Genomic DNA, 19,061 nt, shown 5'->3' on the forward strand with positions numbered 1-19,061 from the left:
CCAATATATTTCCGCATATACTATCGTGCAATTGCTCTTCGATGCTGAGGTGTTCAGCTTGTGCCCAGCTTTGGAGAACAGTTTATGCGAAACGGTTACATAGCCCTTGCCTTGGTCGCGAGTGGTTTGATTGCTGGCGTTCAGGCTGAGGCGGCGCCGGCGCGACGCGGACCGGTCGCTGACGCCCAAGCGCCCGCTTCCGCCGCGAGGCAGTTCGGCATCACCCGTGTCACGCCACAATATTGGCGCGTGACCATCAATCACCCGCCGTTCAACATCTTCGGACCCGACTCGATTCCTCAGCTGAACGACGTAATCACGCGGATCGAGAATGACCCTGACGTGAGGGTTGTCGTCTTCGAGAGTGCGGTTCCCGGCTTCTTCCTCACCCATTATGATTTCGAGGCCTCGCTTCAGCAGACAACCGACATCCCGGCCGGGCCAACTGGACTTCCCGCATTGCCCGACATGCTCGTGCGATTGAGCCGCGCACCGGTCGTGTCGATCGTCTCGATCCGCGGTCGTGCAACGGGCGTTGGAAGCGAGCTCGCGCTCGCCAGCGACATGCGCTTTGCGAGCCGGGAGAAGGCGGTGCTCTCTCAATTCGAGATCGGCGCCGGGTTCACGCCCGGAGGCGGACCTATGGCGCGCCTTCCGCGGCTAATCGGACGCGGTCGAGCCCTGGAGATTCTGCTGAGCGGCAACGACATCGACGCGGAGATCGCGGAACGCTACGGTTACATCAATCGCGCGCTGCCTGACACTGAACTCGATGGCTTCGTCGATGCTCTAGCCCGGCGCATCTCGACGTTCGACAAGCAATCGCTGTCCGACATCAAGAGCCAGGTAAACAGCGCGACTCTCCCGCCCGATGATGTGCTGGCTGCGGAGTGGGACGGATTCCTCACCTCGGTACAGCGACCCGCCGCGCAGCGGAATATCAAGAAACTGATGGAGCTGGGCCTGCAGCACAGGCCGGAGATCGAACGCGACCTCGCCAAATATACCGGCAAGGTGAATGGTCCCGAGGATCGGTAGCCCGTCGATGAGTGATGGCGTCTGCGCCGCTCCCGCACGGGCGCCTTCGGCAGGCTGCTCGGCCCGTGGTCGTTCGATCCCACTTGGGAGGGCCAACACGAAGCCGATACAATGGTGTAGGCGATTCCATCATATAATAGCGGCGGAGCGAGCGGCGATACATGTGTGAGCCGGACTGATGTCCCCATTCAGGAGGCCCGAGTGACCACGACGACCATCCCTCCGCAGCCTTGGGTGGCCAGCCCGATTGTGGGCACGCTGAGCGGAGCGGGCGCGCGCAGCGCGATGGCGCGGGTATTAAGTATCGATCGGCCGGCTGCCTTCATCGAAGATGTCGCCGCCATCGCGGGCGCCTTTCTGATCGTGGCGCAGGCATGAGTCGGCATTTCGACGCCATCATCATCGGCACGGGGCAGGCAGGACCGTCACTCGCCGGCCGCCTTTCCGCTGCCGGACAGACGGTTGCGATCGTCGAACGCCATTTGGTGGGCGGCACGTGCGTCAACACGGGTTGTCGCCCGACCAAGACCCTGGTCGCTTCGGCCTATGCCGCCCATCTTGCACGGCGTGGGGCTGACTATGGTGTGATAACCGGCCCGGTCACGGTCGACATGGCGCGGGTCCATGCGCGCACCCAGGGGATCTCGATCGACAGCCGCCGCGCCAATGAAGAATGGCTGCGTGGCCTCCCCGGCTGCACACTCCTTTTCGGTCATGCGCGGTTCGAGGGGCCGAAGACGGTGCGCGTCGGCGACGAACGGCTCACCGCCGAGCGGATCTTCATTAATGTTGGCGGGCGGGCGCGCTTTCCCGATATGCCGGGTGTGGGTGAGGTGCCGCTGCTGACCAACAGCTCGTTGCTTGACCTTGCCGTCCTCCCCGAGCACCTCGTCATCATCGGCGGCAGTTATATCGGGCTTGAATTCGGCCAAGCCTATCGCCGCTTCGGATCGCTTGTCACCATCGTCGAAATGGGACCCCGCCTCGTCCAGCGCGAGGACGAAGATGTGTCGAGCGCCATCTGCGAGATGCTCGAGGCCGAAGGGATCGCGATCCGCACCGATGCCGAATGCATCCGCTTCGCGGCTCGCGGGGCCATGATCGAAGTCGGGCTCGATTGTACGCAGGGCGAACCGACCGTCGTGGCCAGCCACGTGCTGATGGCGGTGGGACGCATGCCCAATACCGACGATCTCGGGCTCGATCGTGCGGGTGTCGAGACCGATGCACATGGCTATATCAGGGTCGACGACCAGCTCGCGACCTCGGTGCCGAACATCTGGGCGTTGGGGGACTGCAATGGACGCGGCGGATTCACCCACACAAGCTACAATGACTTCGAGATTGTCGCCGAGAATCTCCTCGATGGCGCCAAGCGTCGCGTGAGCGACCGGATAGTCTGTTACGCGCTGTTCACCGATCCGCCGCTCGGGCGCGTTGGCATGAGCCCCGACCAGGCGCGCGCCGCCGGCCACCGGATCAAGATCGGCCGCCGCGCCATGACGGACGTTGGCCGGGCGGTCGAGAAGGACGAGCAGACGGGCTTCATGGAGATCGTGGTCGACGCCGATACCGATGCGATCCTGGGCGGCACCATCTTCGGCACCGGCGGCGACGAGGCGATCCACGCGATCCTCGACATGATGGCCAACGGCGCGACGGCGGATCGTCTCCGCCGGACGATGCACATTCATCCGACCGTGGCCGAGCTGGTCCCCACTATCGCCGGAGAGTTAGCGGAAGTGAGGCTTATGCCAAAGTATATCCAACACTGACGTATAATATAGATGAGAAGTTATCGAGAATATATTCTTATCCATCAAATATCCGCAAATATATAAGGATATCCGATGTTGCTCGACACCAGCCGGACTCGCGTCACCGTCGACCCTCATTTCCGCGCCGATGTTCTCGCAGGCCTCGCGATGCGGCCGCAGCGTATGATCCCGCCGCGCTGGTTTTACGATCTGCGCGGCTCGGAGCTTTTCGAGGACATCACCAGAGTCCCAGAATATTATCCGACCCGCACGGAGGTTGCGCTCCTCGATCGGCATTGCAGTGAAATCAGCAAACTCGTCGGTCCAGGGCGGGCGGTTGTTGAGTTCGGTTCGGGCTCGTCGGCTAAGACCCCGATCCTGCTCGACTGTGTCGAACCCGCTGCCTATGTCCCGATCGATATTTGCGGTGAATTCCTGCGCCAATCGACTGCGATGATTGCCGATACCTTCCCGGAACTGCCCGTGCTCCCGCTCGAGGGCGATTTCACCAGGCCGCTGGCCACGCCGGATGCGATTGGTGCCATGCCGAAGCTCGGCTTTTTCCCGGGCTCGACGATCGGCAACATGACGACGCAAACGGCGGTCGATCTGCTGCGCTCGATGCGCACGACCTTGGGCGCCGGGGCGATGCTCTTGATCGGTATCGACCGTCTGAAGGAGGAGGATACGCTCGTTCGTGCCTATGACGATGCGCAGGGCGTGACCGCCGCCTTCAACCTGAACCTCTTCGAGCGAATTAATCGCGAGCTCGACGGTGATATTCCGATCGATGCCTTTGACCATCTCGCGCTCTGGAATGCCTGGGAAATGCGCATCGAGATGCACCTCGAAGCAAAGCGCGACGTGATATTCACCGTCGATGGTCGGCGCTTTGCCATGGCGGCTGGCGAGACCGTGCACACCGAGAATAGCCATAAATATGGCGTCGATGGCGCTCGGGTGTTGCTGCGCGCGGGTTCGTGGGCGCCGATCCGCGAGTGGACCGATCCGGACGGGCAATTCGGCCTGATCCTCGCCGAGGCCGAGGCCGCAGTCGCTGCGATCTAAGGGCTGCCACATAGGAGATGGCTGATGGGGCGCCTGCTGTCCGTCAATGTCGGGTTGCCGCGCGACGTGCCTTGGCAGGGCAAGATCGTCAATACAGCGGTCTGGAAGGATTCGGTGCGCGGTCCGGTCATGGTCCGCCGGCTGAACGTCGATGGGGACGGCCAAGCCGACCGCGCGGGCCATGGCGGTGAACATCGCGCGGTCTTCGTCTATCAAATCCAATCCTACCGATATTGGGAAAAGGAGCTCGACAGGGCCGATTTCAGCTTTGGTCAGTTCGGCGAGAACTTCACGATCGACGGTCTGGCCGACGATAAGGTCGGTATCGGCGACCAGTTCCGGATCGGCGAGGCGCTGTTCGAGGTGACCCAGCCGCGGGTCACCTGCTATCGGGTCGGTATCCGCATGAATCATCCCGACATGGCGGCGCTACTGGTCAAGCATGGCCGACCCGGCTTCTATTTCCGGGTTCTCGAGGAAGGAAAGGTCGCGGCGGGCGATGCGATCGTGAAGGTTGCGTCCGGTCTCGGGCGCATGAGCGTGTCCGAGATCAACGCGCTGCTTTACCTGCCCGGTCATTCCCGTGATCGGCTGGAGCGGGCCCTGACCATCCCGGCGCTGAGCGCGGGTTGGCGCAGCTCGTTCGAGCTATTGCTGCGGCAGGAACGTGCGGCCCCGTCTTCCGGGAGCAATGCCGGGCTCAGAGGAGAGGCGGCTCCGCCGCCTGCATGGGACGGATTTCGCCGACTTCGCGTTGCGCAGAAGACATTGGAGAAGGACAATGTCGTCTCGCTGACCTTGGAAGCGGTGGATGGCCAACCGATGCCGACTGCCCTTCCCGGTCAATTCATCGTGCTCCGGCTTGGATCTGCCTCCTCGCGACCATTGATCCGCAGCTATTCGCTGTCGGGAGAACCTGGCGCTGCGCAATATCGCGTCAGCATCAAACGAAGGCCGAACGGCGCGGCCGGCCGTTATATCCATGACGGCGTGAGGACGGGCCACATTGTCGAGGCGAGCGCCCCGCGCGGTAGCTTCACATTGCGACCAGGTCCCGGGCCCGTCATTTTGGCAAGCGCCGGGATCGGGATCACCCCGGTGCTAGCGATGCTCCACGCGTTGGCGGCGGAGGCATCGGAGCGGCAGGTCTGGTGGCTTTATGGAACCCGCAACGGCCGGGCGCATCCATTCGGCCCGGAAGTGGAGCGGCTGCTGAGCGCGCTTCCGCAGGGACACAGGTTCATCTGCTACAGTTCTCCCGACGCGGATGATCGGCCGGGCGAGGATTTCGATGCTTTCGGGCATCTGGATATGGCAGCGATGGAAAAGCTGAAGCTGCCGTCCGAGGCCGACTATTATATATGTGGGCCGCAGCCCTTCATGGACGCGCTGGCGTCTGGGCTGATGGCCTCCGATATCCCGCGGCACCACGTGCACAGCGAGCTGTTCGGTAGTGAACCGTCATCAGCCCCAGGCATCGTGGGCACGGTCCCTCGTGCCCCCCATCCGCCCGAGCGAGCCGCTGGCTCCGGATCCCTGATCTCCTTTGCCCGCAGCGGGCTCGCGGTCTGCTGGATGCCGAGCTTCAGCAGCCTGCTCGAGTTCGCCGAGGCTTGCGACGTCCCGGTTCGCTGGTCTTGCCGATCCGGCGTTTGTCATAGCTGCGAGACGGGGCTCGTCGCCGGCACCATCGGCTATGCGCCCGAGCCGATCGACGCGCCCGCTGAGGGGAATGTGCTGATATGCTGCTCGCGACCCCAGGGCGATATCGTCCTCGATCTGTGACGCCCACCAGACTGCTTGCACGCCGCCCGGCCGATAGCAGCCCCGCCTAGTAATGAGCTGATAGATTCCTCCGATATGCTGCTTCAACGCCGTGGTTGAGACCGGCGTGCCGGGCTTCATTCAGCGCGATTAGGATGCGGTCCAGCCGCCGCCGAGCGCCTGAAAGAGCCTGATCGTGAAGATCAACCGATCGGCTCTTACCTGAACCAGCGACAGCTCGGCCGCGAGCAGGCTCCGTTGCGCATCAAGTTGTTCGAGATAGGTGCTGTAACCCTCGCGGTAGCGATTGGTCGCGAGCATTAGCGCTCCGGCGAGCGCATCGCGCTGCGCCACCAGCGACGCCTGCTGCTCGCCCGAGCGGGTCACGCCGGCGAGCGCGTCCTCCACCTCGCGGAACGCCTCGAGCGCGGCCTTACGATAAGCGAATGCCGCTTGGTCCCGGCGGGCCGCGGCTCCGTTCTGTTGCGCGCGCAACCGGCCGGCATCGAAGATCGGCTCGAATATGCTTCCGCCGAGGGAAAAGATGCCCACCGGATTGGCGAGCAAGGTCGAGGCGGCGTAGCCGCCCGCTGCGCTAAGCTGGATCGAAGGCAGAAAGGCCGCGCGCACCGAATCAAGCGACCGATCGGCGGCGACGAGCTGCTGCTCGGCTTGGGCGATATCGGGCCGGCGACGCAGCAGCGCCGACGGAAGCCCGGCATCGATCCTCGGGAGCGCCAGCGCGGCAAGCGGCTTGCCGCGCGCGATCGAGGCTGGATTTTGACCGAGCAGAATGGCGAGCCCGTCCTCTTGTCGGCGGATCGCCAGCTTGATCACCGGGATCGCTTGCTCCGCCGCGCGATATTCCGCTTCGGCCTGACGCAGGTCGAGTGCGGGAGCATAGCCCGCCTCGGCGCGGCGGCGGACAAGGCGCAGCGACGCTTCGCGCGCGGCCAATGTGTCGAGCACGACCTGCAGTTGCGCATCGAGTTCGACGAGATTGACATAGGCGCTCGCGGTCGAGGCGGCGACGGCGAGACGAACATTGTCGCGCGCCGCTTGCGAAGCGAGCAAATCGGCGCGCGCCGCCGCACTCGCACTGGCGAGGCGCCCGAACAGGTCGAGATCGTAGGAGACCGAGAGGCCTGCCCGTCCGGCCCATTGTTCCTCGGGCTTGCCGAAAGGGCTAATCGAGCGCTCGCGTCCGCCACCGAGCGTGCCGATCAGGTCGGGCAGGCGCTGCGCCCGGGCAAGGCGAAGCTGCGCACGCGCCTCCTCAACCCGCGCGGCAGCCGTCGCTATGTCGATATTCGCGGCGAGCGCCTGCTCGACCAGCTTCGCCAGCACGGGATCGCCAAAGCCACGCCACCATGCCGTGTCGATCGCTTCCGCCCCCGACGCCTCGCGCCATTGTGGAGGAGGGATGATCGCGGCGCTCGGCGGCGGTGCGGGGCGCGGACCCGCGCAACCTGCAAGCAGAGCGCCGAGCGCAAGGGGGAGCGCGCGTTTCACGGTCCACCAGCCGTGTCGATCCGCGCCTCGATCGACATGCCCGGCCGCAGCCTCGTGGCCGCGCGCTGGTTCGGGTCGATTGCGATGCGAATGCCGATGCGCTGCGGGATTTTCACGAAATTGCCGGTGGCATTGTCGGGCTTGAGCACGGCGAACTCGGAGCCGGCCGCAGGCGAGATCCGTTCGATCCGGCCAGAGAAGCGAGCGTCGTCGAGCGCATCGACCGTGACAGTTGCACGCTGACCTGGCCGCATCCGCCCCGTCTGGTCTTCTTTATAGTTTGCGATCACCCAACGATCGGGCGGTACAAGTGAGAAAAGCTGCGTGCCCGGCGCGACATATTGGCCGAGACGCACGCTGACTTCGCCAAGCTGCCCGCTTTCGGGCGCACGGATCACGGTGCGCCTCAGATCGATGGCGGCGCCGCGCAAGGCCGCGCGAGCGGCCTCGACCTGTGCCGCCAGTCCGCCGCGCCCGACATCGACGGTTCGGATGTCTTGCCGCCCGATCTCGTCGGTCGCCTCGGCCTGGCGCACCTGCGCTTCGGCGGCGCGGAAGGCGGCGAGCGTCTGGTCGCGCTCGCGCACCGAGATCGATCCATCACGCACGAGATCGGTGGCGCGCGCCATATCGGCGCGCGCCCGGAGCAGTTGCGCCTGAGCGCTCCCCAGAGCCGCGACCTGTGCGCTCAGCCCCGCGACGCGCGACATCCGGGCCTGACGGCTATTGGCGAGCGCAGCGATCTGGGTGTCGAGCGTGGCCTGCGACTGGGCGACCCGCGCGCGGTAGGTGACGTCGTCTATGAGCACGAGCACCTGGCCGCGTTGAACATATTCATAGTCCTTCACCAGCACGGCTGCGACATAGCCGCTCACCTGCGGCGCGATGACCGTCGTGCGCCCGCGGACGTAGGCATTGTCGGTTTTCTCAATGCGCCCGCCAAAAGGTGGCAGGTCCCATGCCGCGAGGATGGCGAGGACAGTGGCGATGGCAAGGGCCAGCACGGTCGCTATTGTCACGCGGCCAGGCTGCACGGGGTGCCAGGAGATAGGAGGCGACGGATCCGGCGAGGATGGCGTAGCCTTCACCGTTTCCACGGAGGGAAGCCTTTTTTCGCTCATGCCGGCAGCGCATGCGCGCGGGCGCGACGGTCCTGCGCCGCGGACCCTAGGATGATGGCGGCGACGAAGGCCGCCGTCAGGAGCGCCAGCAGGCAAACCAGCCGAAAAACATCATTATAGGCAAGGATCGTCGCCTCGCGGGCCAACGCCTGGGCGAGGAGCCCGCTGCCCTGCGCCGCCTGCATGCCCGGATCGACGATCGAGCCGGCGAGAGCCTGTCTGCCGGCCTCGATGCGCGTGGCAACCTGCGGATCCCCGGCGAGCAGTCGCTCGGACAGCGTGGCGGCATGGTAGCGTGTGCATATTACCTGATAAGTGCCGAGCAGCGCCGACCCAACGAGTCCGCCAATATTCTGCGTCGAATTGAACAGGAAGATGAAGCTCACCAAATAGTCCGCGCCCTGCTGGAAAAGCTTGCGGAACCCCAAGACGAGCGCCGGGCCGATGAAGAGCGTCGTTCCAAACGCGATCAGCGTCTGGCTCAGATAGAGTTGCGGCGGGCGGGTGACATTGGTCGCATCGGTATCGATCCAGGCGCCGAGCGCTATCAGCAATGCTGCAACCATCACCTGGTAGCGCGGGCTCTTCTCACTCAGTGTCAGTACGGCGGTCGCGCTACCGAGGGCCATAGCAGCTGCCACCATCAGGAAGAGGAGGCGCAGCTGATCGTTGGTGAGCCCCCCTGACGTGAGTAGCCCCACGGCGCCATAGGTCTGCTCGGCCAATGCGAGCCGCACCAGCAGAGCGACTGCAGCGAAGCGCAGGATCTCGACGCTGCCGAGCCAGTGAAGCTGGAGCGCCGGACGTTTGCGTCGCCGTTCGACCAGGATGGCGAGCGCGAAGCACGGCACGCTGAGGGCAAGCGCCACGCCGAGCCACGGCGTCTCTGTCCACCAAAGCAGCCGGCCTTCGGCCAGCACCGAGCAGGCGAGCAGCATTCCCACGAGCACCAACGCGAAGGTAGCGAAATCATCCCGTCGCAACCACCTCATCCGGTCGCTCGGCGGCAATGGCAGCAGGCGGCTCGCGGCGAGCAAGGTGAGGGGAATGGCGAGCTCAACAAGGTGCAGCGCATGCCAATGTGTCCGCGCGAGCGTTTCGACCGGAAAGAGCCTGGCGAGCGGCTGGCCGAGCTGGGTCGAACTGATCGCAAGGACGACCGCCACCGGTCGCGCCTTTGGCCGCACGATCTGCATGAAATTGAAGATCGCGAAAGTCACCAGTGCTGCGCCCGCGAACCCCGCGGCGGCACGGACCAGCAAGGCGGTTGGAAAACCGGGAAACAGTAGCTGAATTGCGCCGGCGACCAGATAGGCCGTCAGCGCGGCTTGGGTGCTGGCCGCGATGCCGAACTGGACGCGGCCCCTGACCAGGATCAGGTTGGCGCTCGCAATGAAGGCGACGTAGAACGCCGGCAACAGGCTTGCTTGGTAGACGTAGAGACCCAACCCTCCGGCAATATCGGAGATGTTCACCGTTATCAGGCTGTTGCCGAGATTCGATCCGACTCCGGACAGCAGTCCAATCGTGGCATAGCCCGCACGGCGCCAGCCCGGATGAGGCGGCGTGTAAGGTGCCCCAGGAAAGCTCGGTCGTTCCTCAGGCGCGAAGACAAAAGCGTCCCGCTGCGGCTCGACGACGGCGGCGGTCACCGCCGTCGCGGGTCGTCGGCCGGATCGACATAGTCGATGCCCAACGGGCCCATCCCGGTTACCTGGGTCACATATTCGCCCGACCGAGCCCAATGGAAATGGGGCGTATTACCGGGCAGGACCACGACGCTGCCGGGGCCATAGGCCTTGAGTTTGGAGGCGTCGAAGGTTGCGCCGAACCCGATGTAGAAGACCCCCGAAATAACGGTGTAGATGCGGTCTTCCGAATGGGTGTGAGGCATCAGCTTGACATCTCCCGGCACCCTGACGCGGACGACATAAGGGCCGGGCTGGGTCGGATCGCCGACGACCTTCGCGAGTTGGGCCCCCGCCGGAAAGGCCGCGAACGGTTCGTAGCGGATATCCTCGGAGTGGACCCCGGCGATCACCTTGGGCGAAAGCTGTTGGGCCAGTCCAGGGGCGGACATCAGTGGAGCAAGCAGCAGCGCTGCCCCGCCTTGGCGAATGCGGACCATGGACATTTCCTCGCTTGAGAATGACGTTTCATTTACGCGTTCCGCCGTTCAGGCCGGAAGGGCCTCTGTCGTGACACCCAGTGCGGCATTCAGCAGCTCGGGGGTGAACCGTGCATCGCTGCCCTCGACATCCGCCGACAATCGCGCGGTTACCTCCTGGAGCACCCAGCCATTGCCGTCGGGATCGCTGAACGATGCATAGGAGGCGTAGCTCTTGCGCCCGGGGTTCGCTCCGCTGACGCGGCCTTCGGGGCCGACCCGGTGGAATATGCCGCCCGGGTCGTGGAACAGCTCGCTGACCTCCACGCCGCGGCCGAACAGATCGGTTCTGACGCCTTCTATATCGGAAACGATGAGGTGCAGCCCTTGCACCGATCCCGGCTGGGCCGTGGTGATGCCCGTGCCGAACATGATGGAGCTTTTAGAGCCTGGTGGCGTGAACTGCACGATGCGTAAGCCGCTCGCGGCCGAGTGATCAATGTCGCAGTGCCAGCCCAGATTGCTGTAGAAGCGCTTCGCGCGGTCCACGGCCGTCACCGGAATGACCACCAGCTCGAACTTCATCGTCATCGCCGGCAAACGCTCGGCTGAGACATCACGTGGTAGCTGAGAGCTGTCCATGTCGGGACTCCTTGGAAAAACGTCGCCCTCCGGCAATCAAGCCGCGATCTTGTCGGCGAAGCGTTCCAACAGCGCCTTCGCGGCCGGGCCCGACGATGCCGGATTTTGGCCGGTCAGCAGCAGCCCATCGGACAGGATATAGGGAACCCAATCATCGGCCTTGGAGAACAGGCCTCCGAGGCGCCGAAGCTCGTCTTCGACGAGGAAGGGCACGATCTTGGTAAGCCCCACCGCTTCCTCTTCGGTGTTGGTGAAGCAGGTCACCTGCTTGCCCTGCACGACCGGGGTGCCATCGCCGTTGCGGGCGTGACGGAGCGCGATCGGGGCATGGCACACCAGCGCGATCGGCTTGCCTGCCGCCAGGAAAGCCTCGAGCAGGCGCACCGAGTCCATATCCTCGGCGAGATCCCACATTGGGCCGTGGCCGCCCGGATAGAAGACCGTATCGAAATCCTCCTGGCGGACACTGTCGAGACGCACTGTGTTCGCCAGGTCCGTCTGGGCCTCGATGTCAGCCTCGTAGCGATGGGTGAGCTCGGTCTGGAAGAGGGGCTCATTGCTTTTCGGATCGAGCGGTGGCTGACCGCCCTTGGGTGATGCGAGCGTCAGAGTCACGCCCGCATCCTTGAAGATGAAATAGGGCGCGGCGAATTCCTCAAGCCAGAAACCTGTTTTGCGGCCGGTATCACCTAGCTGATCGTGCGACGTCAAAACCATCAGGATCTTCATCATGTGCTCCTCTATTTGGTCGATCTGCTCGCATCACACGAAAAGGCTTCGTACCGCGGCGGCTCGAATGTTCTGACAATCATCATTGTACTTTGGGTATATTGACGGAGCCGGGGGCGGGCTCAATTGTACGATGGTGTAGTCTGTCGCTGGGCTGTGGCGCTCAGAAGCTCGCGTTCAGCGTCAGCTCGAACCGGCGTTGGCGCGGGTCGCCATAGAGGCTGTACAGCGGCCCGACTAAGGGGTCTGCCGATTGGTACGGTGGTGCGTGATCGAAGAGGTTGATGATCGCCAGATCGAGGTTCAGCTCATGCTCGGTGCCGCCCCAACGGATCGGAAAGCTGCGGCTGGCATAAAGATCAATATAGGTCTGCGCCTTCACATATTTCGATCCCTGTTCTTCCTCGAGGAGATCCGACGCTGACAGCGTTCCCGAATCGGCGATGCGATAATGTCCGAAATATTGCAGGTTGGCGCCGATCATGCTGCGTTCGAAGGCCCATTCGGTCCCCCCATTGGCCCGCCATTTGAGCGGCCCATCGCGCAGGCCGGCCAGTTCCACGGGGGTTGCGAAAAGGTCCTCCTTCCGGTTGACGAGCTGCCTCGTGACACTGGCATAAAGGCGCAACGTCCCTTCGGCGAACGGCACACGCCAATCGAACTGTGCGTCGATCGATTCGACGTCGAGGCGACCCGCGTTCAGTCCTCGTGCGTCGATCACCGTGATACGCCCGCCGGTAAAGCCTCTTGCCCGGTCCTCGTCGGTCAGCGGTTCGCGCCTCACGCGCTCCGGCCACATATCCTCATGCGCGAGTACGATTGAGTCGCTGAGTTCCTCAAAATCGCCGGTTCTGCGGTTGTGCGAAAAATCGATCGAGACGCGTGGACCGCCGTCGCCATTGGGGTTGATCACTGTGCCGAGTGCCAATGTGCTGGCGTGTACTGTCTTGAGATCGGGCGAGCCGGAGAGCTTGAGGACATAGTCGGTGTCATCGACGAAGATTGCGTTGCCTCGCTTCGGATCGGCAAAGAAAAGCAGATTCTCGGGTATGTCGGCCTCCGCGAGATCCTCGAGTGGAGGCGGCTGCCGCCCGGTCGCGTAGCTGGCGCGCAGCATCAGCCACGGCAGCGGATAAAATTTGGCACCGGCCGTGTAGCTCGTCCCGGCAAAGGTGGCATGCAGCCGGTTCTGCGGATCATCGGCGGCAAGATTGCTCGGAAACCCGAATTTCTGATGATCGTGGCGAACCGCGAGTTGCAGTTCGAGCCCTTTCAGAAGCGGCATCGACGCATCGCGGCTGATCAGCGGAGCGTCGAGTTCGGCGTAGGCCGAAAGCGTGCCGTTGGTGCGCTTGGCATAGTTCGTCACGAATGTTTCCGGCTCGACGACGTCGTCGGAGAAAGTGCTCTTGAAAGCCGGCACCTTCTCCACGCGGTTCTGGAGAAGCAGGGTGAGCGTCGCCGGGCCGGCCACTGTCCTGAACACCTGACCCGCAAGTCGCAACGACTGCTCATGATCGCGGTTATGCTCATGCAGCGTTTGCGCCGAATTGTGCTGATATACCACGAGGCTTCGTCGAAAAGCATCGGCATTGCCAAACGGATTGAAATCGGGCGATTCCGAGCCGTCGGCGATGATCGGTCCTATGAAGAAACCGTTGTTGCCGGTGCTGGAGTCATAATGAACCGCACCGAAAGCCACTTCTGCGGTCGCGCGCCACTCGAACGGCAAGGGGACGATGAGGCCCGCGGTATATCGCTCGCTGGAATGGTGAATCCTGGCGTACTGGTCTTGCGGTGGAGCCGCGAAGTCGACTGTAACGGCGTTTTGAAATGGATTGATAGGCGAGTCCGGAAGAAATATCACTTCGCCGTTCGACTGGAAATTGTGGGAACGGCCCTGATTGCGCAGGATCAGCGCGTCGAGATAGGCCTCGATCCCGCCGCCCAAACGATGCCGGATGTTGATAATGGCTGAGGAGGTGCGGGGCGTGGAGGTAAGACCGCCCGCTTTCTCATTGTCGGAGGGGTCGATGTCGACCTGGCCGGCATGCTGAATCAGGGAAGCGATGAGGTCGGTCTGCGTCCCGGCGAACCCTTTCGGCAGGAAGCTGTGATTGGCGCCGAGCGCCGCGCCACCATATTCGGGCTTGAAGACGAGCTCTTCCCCGCCTGTCGCCGCGACAAATGGTGAATCGCTCGAGGACGGGAAGAGGAGGAACCGCTCGGGGTCGAGCCGATTGCCCGCCTGGCGGCCGCGCAGGGTGAGCCCGCGCTGGCCTGCGCGCAGCGGCTGTTCCCACGAATGGCTGACGTAAACCATCACGTCCGTCCGTCCGTCATCGGGGGTGAAGCCCACGCCGCCTTCGAGGTTGAGCCGGCGTGTGTCGCCCCGCGTGCTGATGCCCGTCGTCGCGTGCAGCTCGAGCCCGTGATAGTCGTGCCGGAGCACGACGTTGACGACACCGCCGAGCGCGCCGAACCCGTAGATTCCGCCGGCCGTGCCGGTGAGCGTTTCGACACGCTCGATCGCGTGGAGCGGGATCGCGTTGATGTCGGGTTGTCCGAGGCCGAGATTGGTCTGGGGAATGCCAGGCAGGCGCCGGCCATCGACGAGGATCAACGTCTGGTCCGCACCAAGGCCGCGCAGGTTGATCTCCGAATTGGTCTGGCCATTGCGCAGCAGGCTGGGCGGCAGGATCTCGGTGTTGGGTGTGACACGGCTACGGAAAAATTGGTCGAGATTGTCGCGGTGTGAACGGACGACCTGTTCGCCCGTCGCGACCTGATAGGGCTGGACATCGTTTTCGCGCCTGCGGATGTCGACATCTTGGGAGCGTCGACCGATGACGAGGATGTCGGGAGCCGCGAGATCTTCGGGAGGCGGCGCGCTGGCCGCGCCTCGTTGCTCGACCACCCAGGCCCCCGATGCGGCTCGGCGCATCATGAGGTCCGTCCCATTCAGCAGCCTTTGCAGGGCCGTCTCGACCGAATATTTTCCGTGCAGCCCAGCTGTTTGCCGGCCGTGCAATAGATTGAAATCAAATAATAATTCTATACCTGACTGGCGCGCCAAATCTTTTAACGAAGATGCGAGCGGGCCACTGCGAAGATTGATCGCAAAGGCATATGTCTCCGCCGATGCGGGGCGAGCGATCATCAGCGCCGATATGAGCGCCATTCCTGAAGCAATACGTCGCAGCACGACCGCCCCTGAGTTCGATTGTTCTCGATAGCATATCTGGCGGCTGACCGGCGTTCGTATTTCACTCCCCGGTAGATCACTGGAGGAAACGAAGTGAGCACTTCGTCCGCCGGACCAGTGACGCCCCGTCGCTCAAGATCCAGTGGGGTTCAGACAGATCCGCAGATCATGGACGCGGCCTTGCGCGCAACATGCCTAAGCTCATCTTCTGGTATGCCTGCGCGGGCTCGAATGGCGAGGGTTTGCATTGTCGCGCAGGCGAGGAGCGCCATCCCCCCTGTATCGGCGTCGTATTTGAGGTCACCAGTCTCGCAAGCCAACCGGAACCGCGCTTCGAAGCCCGCATCGAGCTTTCGGAAGCCCGTATCAATGATAGCGCGGACCTCAGCATCGTCTAACGCTTCTGTGAGCGCCGTTCCGAGCACGAAGCATCCTAGAGGACCATCATCTCCTGAAAAATAGACTGCTAACGCCGCGTCATAGGCGCGCATCAGGGCCTCCTCCAACGTGCCCACCCTCAGCGCTTCACTCATGGCGACGAGCTTGGCATCCCAGTAGCTGTGCAGCGCCTTGAGATAGAGTGTGCGTTTGTCGCCGAATGCCGCGCTCAAGCTCGGCCGATTCATGCCGGTCGCCGCCGAAATGTCGTCGAGCGACGTGCCCGCGTAACCTCCCTTCCAGAAAGCTCCCATCGCCTGGCGGAGCGCCGTCTCGGGATCATAAGCTCTTGGTCGTCCACGACGGCGTGCTTCGCCTTCGGTCTTTCTTTGTACCATATCGCACAATATCCTTGACGGCATAGCCACGCCTTTATATTATTCGGTATAGTACAAAATTTGATATGGATAGGTGCAGTGTGGATCTTGCTTCGGCTGGAACGTTGTCCTGACGGGGGCCTAGCATCAGGTTCGGCAATTGCGTCAGCGCCGTGATGAAGCGCTCGATGAGGGCGCTCCTCCCTTCATCGAGAAAATCGAAGTGCGCCATGCTTGACGAGACAGTCAATGGCGAACGCCTTGGGAAAATGGCGCCGGACTTGGTTGCTGCCTGTTTCGTTGCGCATTGCCGAGCCGGTTTAAGCGAGACAGAACTGAATTGGCTAGTTGCGCACGAAAGCCATAGGCAAGCCCTGAACCGCGCCAACGAGGTTTGGTCCTGTTTCGACCAGGCCGACGACGACGAGATTCTCACGGCGATGCGCGTCCATTCTCGCGAAGCCATGCCTCGGCGCCCGATGCGTCGCGGCGGGATCTCATCATGGGGTCGAGCCTGCGGCTGTTGGCAGCGAGCATGTCGTTTTTTTCGACGTCGCTGAGGATGGTGATTGGCCCAGAATTTTGCGTTCGGCGTAAGTTCGAACCGGCTCTGATGCGGATCGCCGTAGAAGCTGTATTGCGCTCCGCCCAGATCGGGATCCGCCTGATAGGGCGGTGTATGGCCCAACAGGTTGATGACGGGAAATCGACGCTCATCTCGTGAACGCTGCCAGCCCAGCGGGTATTGAAGCGTTGGCTTGTAGAGGTCGATATAGGCCTGCGCCTTCACGTACTTCGACCCCTGCGGTCCTTCGTTATAATCGGCTTCGAACAATAATTCGGAGACTGCGATCCAATATTTGCCGAAAAATTGCAAGTTCGCGCCGATCATCGTGCGACCTACGGTCCATTTCGCACCTCCGTTCGCGCGCCATTTCAGCGGCTCGTCGACGAAACCCACCCGTTCTTCCGTATCCTGCTGTCGCCTTCCAACCGTTTGCCGCCCCCGCACAAGGTTCAAATCGTGCAATAACTCGGTGCCGGACTGGCGCGCCAGCTCCTGAAGCGATGAAGCCATAGGTCCGCGATGAACGTTGATGGGAAAGGCGTTGCTTTCCGCCCAAGCCGGGCGAGCGATCATCAGCGTGGCTACAAGAATAAAAGCTGAAGAGTGTCGCAACACGCCCGCCCCCGAGTTCGATTGCTCCCTAAGCCCTATTTTGGTCGTCAATAAGCTACCGCTGTAACCTGGCAAACGGCCAACGCGGCATCGACGTCTATGTTATCTCGAACAGGTTGTAGATTGGTCCACCCGGAAGGCGATGGCCGGTCCCAACCGCAATGATGCGGTTGAGCCACGCCAGCCTCTCCGCTCCGGTGCTGAAACCTGCCTGGATCCGGAAATAATATTCGGAAGGTTTTACGGACTTGCCCGCGGCAAGCCGCGCCATGACCTCCGGCAAGCCATGTCGGATCCCTGTGAACGACATCCCGATCAGCTCGCCGGCGTCGGTTTGCAGGACTATGCGCGCATCGAGATGGACGCTGCCATCCGGTGCGATGGTCTGCCAGTCCGAACCTCCGGGCAGCACCTGCCCACTGAGGCGGCGGCCGTAGAATCGGCCGGCGGTCATCGGCCCTACCCGCCGTTCGGCACCGGGCATGCCTATCGCCTGAAGGGCATCGACGGCGGCCTCGAGGACGAACAACGGCGACAGCTCCACTCGCTGCAATACCGACGATGGGTTGAGAGGGTTCATGCCTTGCTCCAGCGGACGCCACTCGGCTTTGATGCGGACGGTAGCGATAGCTACCCCTGCATCGTCGCTCTTGCGATGCCGACCGCGCGCTCCTCGCCTTCCTTGCAGGAATATGAAATCCCTCCGCCGGTCGCTATTATACCGAGGTATCGCCGATACCATCGTCCAATCGTCGCGGCGCAAGATCCGCGACATTTAAGACGCGTCCTGGACATTTGTGAAAGGAGGTTCCGATGGACGCGCAGACATCAACCCAGCAGATTCGGCTGACCCGTCACTCGCCCGGCTACTGGCGTGTGACGATGGACAACCCTCCGCTCAACGTGATGGGCCCGGAAACGGTCCGCGAATTCCAGAAGATCATCGAAGAGATAGAGAGTGACGAGGACGTCCGCGTGGTCGTCTTCGACAGTGCGGTCGACGGTTTTTTCCTGAACCATTCGGACTTCAAGGCGCGGCTGGAGGACCTTACTTCGATGCCCGCGGGCCCGAGCGGACTGCCGCCATGGCCGGATTTTCTCGTCCGCTTGACCCGCGCGCCAGTGGCGTCGATCGCGTTGATCCGGGGCCGGGCGACGGGCAATGGCAGCGAGATCGCGCTGGCTTGCGATATGGCGTTCGCCAGCAAAGAGAAGACGATCATATCCCAATGGGAGGTCGGCGTCGGCATGGTCGCCGGCGGCGGTCCGATGGCGCGCCTACCGCACCTAATCGGTCGCAATCGCGCGCTGGAGGTTCTGCTGAGTTCGGAGGACCTGAGCGGCGATCAGGCCGAGGCCTATGGCTATGTGAACCGCGCTCTTCCCGACACAGAGCTCGACGCCCATGTCGATGCGCTCGCGACCCGCATCTCCCGTTTCGACAAATGGGCAATTGCGCAGACCAAGCGATTGGTCAACGTCAGCCTTCCACCAGACGTCGAACTCGGTGCGGGCTGGGACGCTTGCATCGCGTCGCTCGGCCGATCAGCAGCCCAGAATAGTATAGAGACCCTGACGAAGCAGGGCTTTCAAGGCCCTGGCGACGTGGAGGACCGGCTTGGATTCCATATCGGCGAACTTCGCCGCTAGGAGGCGCCCAACGCGCCTCAAAGGCCATCATAGGGATCAAAAATCCATGGATATGCTTAGGACAGCCAAGCAATTGGCAGAACGCGTGGCGGCCGAGGCGATGAAAGCACAGTTGCCAGTGGCGGTCTGCATCGTCGATATCCACGGCAACCTAGTGCTTCAGCATCGCATGAACGGCGCTCCGCTCTTCTCGCTCGAGATTTCTGAGCGAAAGGCTTACACGGCCGCTCTGGTAGGGGTGCGCACTGCTGATCTACTTGCGCTCGTGCAACCCGGGCAGGCTCTCTACGCGTTGCCGACCGTTGCGGGCGGCCGATTTTGCCCGATGGGCGGCGGAATCCCCTTGATACATGATGGGCGGGTGTTCGCTGGCATTGGCGTCAGCGGCGGAACGGCGGACGAAGATGTCGCGATCGTCGAGGCAGCTTTAGATGGGCACCTTGAGACCGCTCCATAACCTTGGCGGCTCTCCGTTCGGTCCTGGCCTTGACCAAGCAACGGGATGCCGTGGTGCCAGCCCGAATGCGGAGTGG

At 62.9% G+C, this 19,061-nt stretch carries 17 protein-coding genes; 7 read left to right on the top strand and 10 right to left on the bottom strand.

The features are described from left to right. Nucleotides 1–84: 84 nt before the first annotated feature. The 5 genes from AAC645_RS02750 to AAC645_RS02770 all read left to right on the top strand — a co-directional run bounded on the left by AAC645_RS02750 (nucleotide 85) and on the right by AAC645_RS02770 (nucleotide 5,648). Nucleotides 85–1,038, top strand: a complete 954-nt coding sequence (locus AAC645_RS02750) for an enoyl-CoA hydratase/isomerase family protein (RefSeq protein WP_340313639.1) — start codon at nucleotides 85–87, stop codon at nucleotides 1,036–1,038. Nucleotides 1,039–1,239: 201 nt separating this feature from the next. Beyond that, nucleotides 1,240–1,416 (top strand): hypothetical protein, encoded by a 177-nt coding sequence (locus AAC645_RS02755; protein ID WP_340313640.1) that lies wholly within the window; start codon nucleotides 1,240–1,242, stop codon nucleotides 1,414–1,416. Further along, complete coding sequence (locus AAC645_RS02760; RefSeq protein WP_340313641.1) at nucleotides 1,413–2,813, top strand: FAD-containing oxidoreductase; 1,401 nt, start codon at nucleotides 1,413–1,415, stop codon at nucleotides 2,811–2,813. Before AAC645_RS02755 ends, AAC645_RS02760 begins: the two co-directional genes overlap by 4 nt. A 75-nt stretch (nucleotides 2,814–2,888) precedes the next feature. Continuing rightward, nucleotides 2,889–3,863, top strand: a complete 975-nt coding sequence (gene egtD / locus AAC645_RS02765; protein ID WP_340313642.1) for an L-histidine N(alpha)-methyltransferase — start codon at nucleotides 2,889–2,891, stop codon at nucleotides 3,861–3,863. Between the two features lie 24 nt (nucleotides 3,864–3,887). Beyond that, complete coding sequence (locus tag AAC645_RS02770; RefSeq protein WP_340313643.1) at nucleotides 3,888–5,648, top strand: MOSC and FAD-binding oxidoreductase domain-containing protein; 1,761 nt, start codon at nucleotides 3,888–3,890, stop codon at nucleotides 5,646–5,648. 129 nt (nucleotides 5,649–5,777) lie between these two features. Here the strand turns inward: AAC645_RS02770 and AAC645_RS02775 are convergent, their stop codons facing one another. The 10 genes from AAC645_RS02775 to AAC645_RS02820 all read right to left on the bottom strand — a co-directional run bounded on the left by AAC645_RS02775 (nucleotide 5,778) and on the right by AAC645_RS02820 (nucleotide 17,458). Next, nucleotides 5,778–7,139, bottom strand: a complete 1,362-nt coding sequence (locus tag AAC645_RS02775; RefSeq protein WP_340313644.1) for an efflux transporter outer membrane subunit — start codon at nucleotides 7,137–7,139, stop codon at nucleotides 5,778–5,780. Further along, nucleotides 7,136–8,158, bottom strand: a complete 1,023-nt coding sequence (locus AAC645_RS02780) for an HlyD family secretion protein (RefSeq protein ID WP_340313645.1) — start codon at nucleotides 8,156–8,158, stop codon at nucleotides 7,136–7,138. Before AAC645_RS02780 ends, AAC645_RS02775 begins: the two co-directional genes overlap by 4 nt. Nucleotides 8,159–8,256: 98 nt before the next feature. After that, a complete protein-coding gene (locus AAC645_RS02785; protein WP_340313646.1) occupies nucleotides 8,257–9,912 on the bottom strand; it encodes an MFS transporter in 1,656 nt (551 codons plus the stop codon). Beyond that, nucleotides 9,909–10,388, bottom strand: a complete 480-nt coding sequence (locus tag AAC645_RS02790) for a cupin domain-containing protein (RefSeq protein WP_340313647.1) — start codon at nucleotides 10,386–10,388, stop codon at nucleotides 9,909–9,911. The genes AAC645_RS02785 and AAC645_RS02790 overlap by 4 nt, the downstream gene beginning before the upstream one ends. A gap of 48 nt (nucleotides 10,389–10,436) precedes the next feature. Next, complete coding sequence (locus AAC645_RS02795) at nucleotides 10,437–10,952, bottom strand: VOC family protein (protein WP_340313648.1); 516 nt, start codon at nucleotides 10,950–10,952, stop codon at nucleotides 10,437–10,439. 93 nt (nucleotides 10,953–11,045) lie between these two features. Further along, the gene (locus AAC645_RS02800; protein ID WP_340313696.1) at nucleotides 11,046–11,738 is read right to left on the bottom strand and encodes a type 1 glutamine amidotransferase domain-containing protein; all 693 of its coding nucleotides are present in this window, start codon (nucleotides 11,736–11,738) and stop codon (nucleotides 11,046–11,048) included. Nucleotides 11,739–11,901: 163 nt separating this feature from the next. Beyond that, nucleotides 11,902–14,685, bottom strand: a complete 2,784-nt coding sequence (locus AAC645_RS02805; protein ID WP_340313649.1) for a TonB-dependent receptor domain-containing protein — start codon at nucleotides 14,683–14,685, stop codon at nucleotides 11,902–11,904. 407 nt (nucleotides 14,686–15,092) lie between these two features. Further along, nucleotides 15,093–15,719, bottom strand: coding sequence for a TetR/AcrR family transcriptional regulator (locus tag AAC645_RS02810; RefSeq protein WP_340313650.1), 627 nt, complete (start codon nucleotides 15,717–15,719; stop codon nucleotides 15,093–15,095). Nucleotides 15,720–15,753: 34 nt separating this feature from the next. Beyond that, nucleotides 15,754–16,929 carry a hypothetical protein gene (locus tag AAC645_RS02815; protein WP_340313652.1) on the bottom strand — a complete coding sequence of 392 codons (1,176 nt, stop codon included), beginning with the start codon at nucleotides 16,927–16,929 and terminating at the stop codon, nucleotides 15,754–15,756. Nucleotides 16,930–16,975: 46 nt separating this feature from the next. Beyond that, nucleotides 16,976–17,458 carry a DUF3237 domain-containing protein gene (locus tag AAC645_RS02820; RefSeq protein ID WP_340313654.1) on the bottom strand — a complete coding sequence of 161 codons (483 nt, stop codon included), beginning with the start codon at nucleotides 17,456–17,458 and terminating at the stop codon, nucleotides 16,976–16,978. Between the two features lie 233 nt (nucleotides 17,459–17,691). Here AAC645_RS02820 and AAC645_RS02825 point away from each other — a divergent pair, with 233 nt between their 5' ends. Together AAC645_RS02825 and AAC645_RS02830 are read left to right on the top strand one after the other, a co-directional pair. Beyond that, nucleotides 17,692–18,528 (top strand): enoyl-CoA hydratase/isomerase family protein, encoded by an 837-nt coding sequence (locus tag AAC645_RS02825; RefSeq protein WP_340313655.1) that lies wholly within the window; start codon nucleotides 17,692–17,694, stop codon nucleotides 18,526–18,528. 46 nt (nucleotides 18,529–18,574) lie between these two features. Next, nucleotides 18,575–18,985: a GlcG/HbpS family heme-binding protein gene (locus tag AAC645_RS02830; RefSeq protein ID WP_340313656.1), complete on the top strand. Its 411-nt coding sequence runs from the start codon at nucleotides 18,575–18,577 to the stop codon at nucleotides 18,983–18,985. Nucleotides 18,986–19,061: the final 76 nt, after the last annotated feature.

The sequence above is a fragment of the Rhizorhabdus argentea genome, from assembly GCF_037861105.1.
Classification (GTDB): Bacteria; Pseudomonadota; Alphaproteobacteria; order Sphingomonadales; family Sphingomonadaceae; genus Rhizorhabdus; species Rhizorhabdus argentea.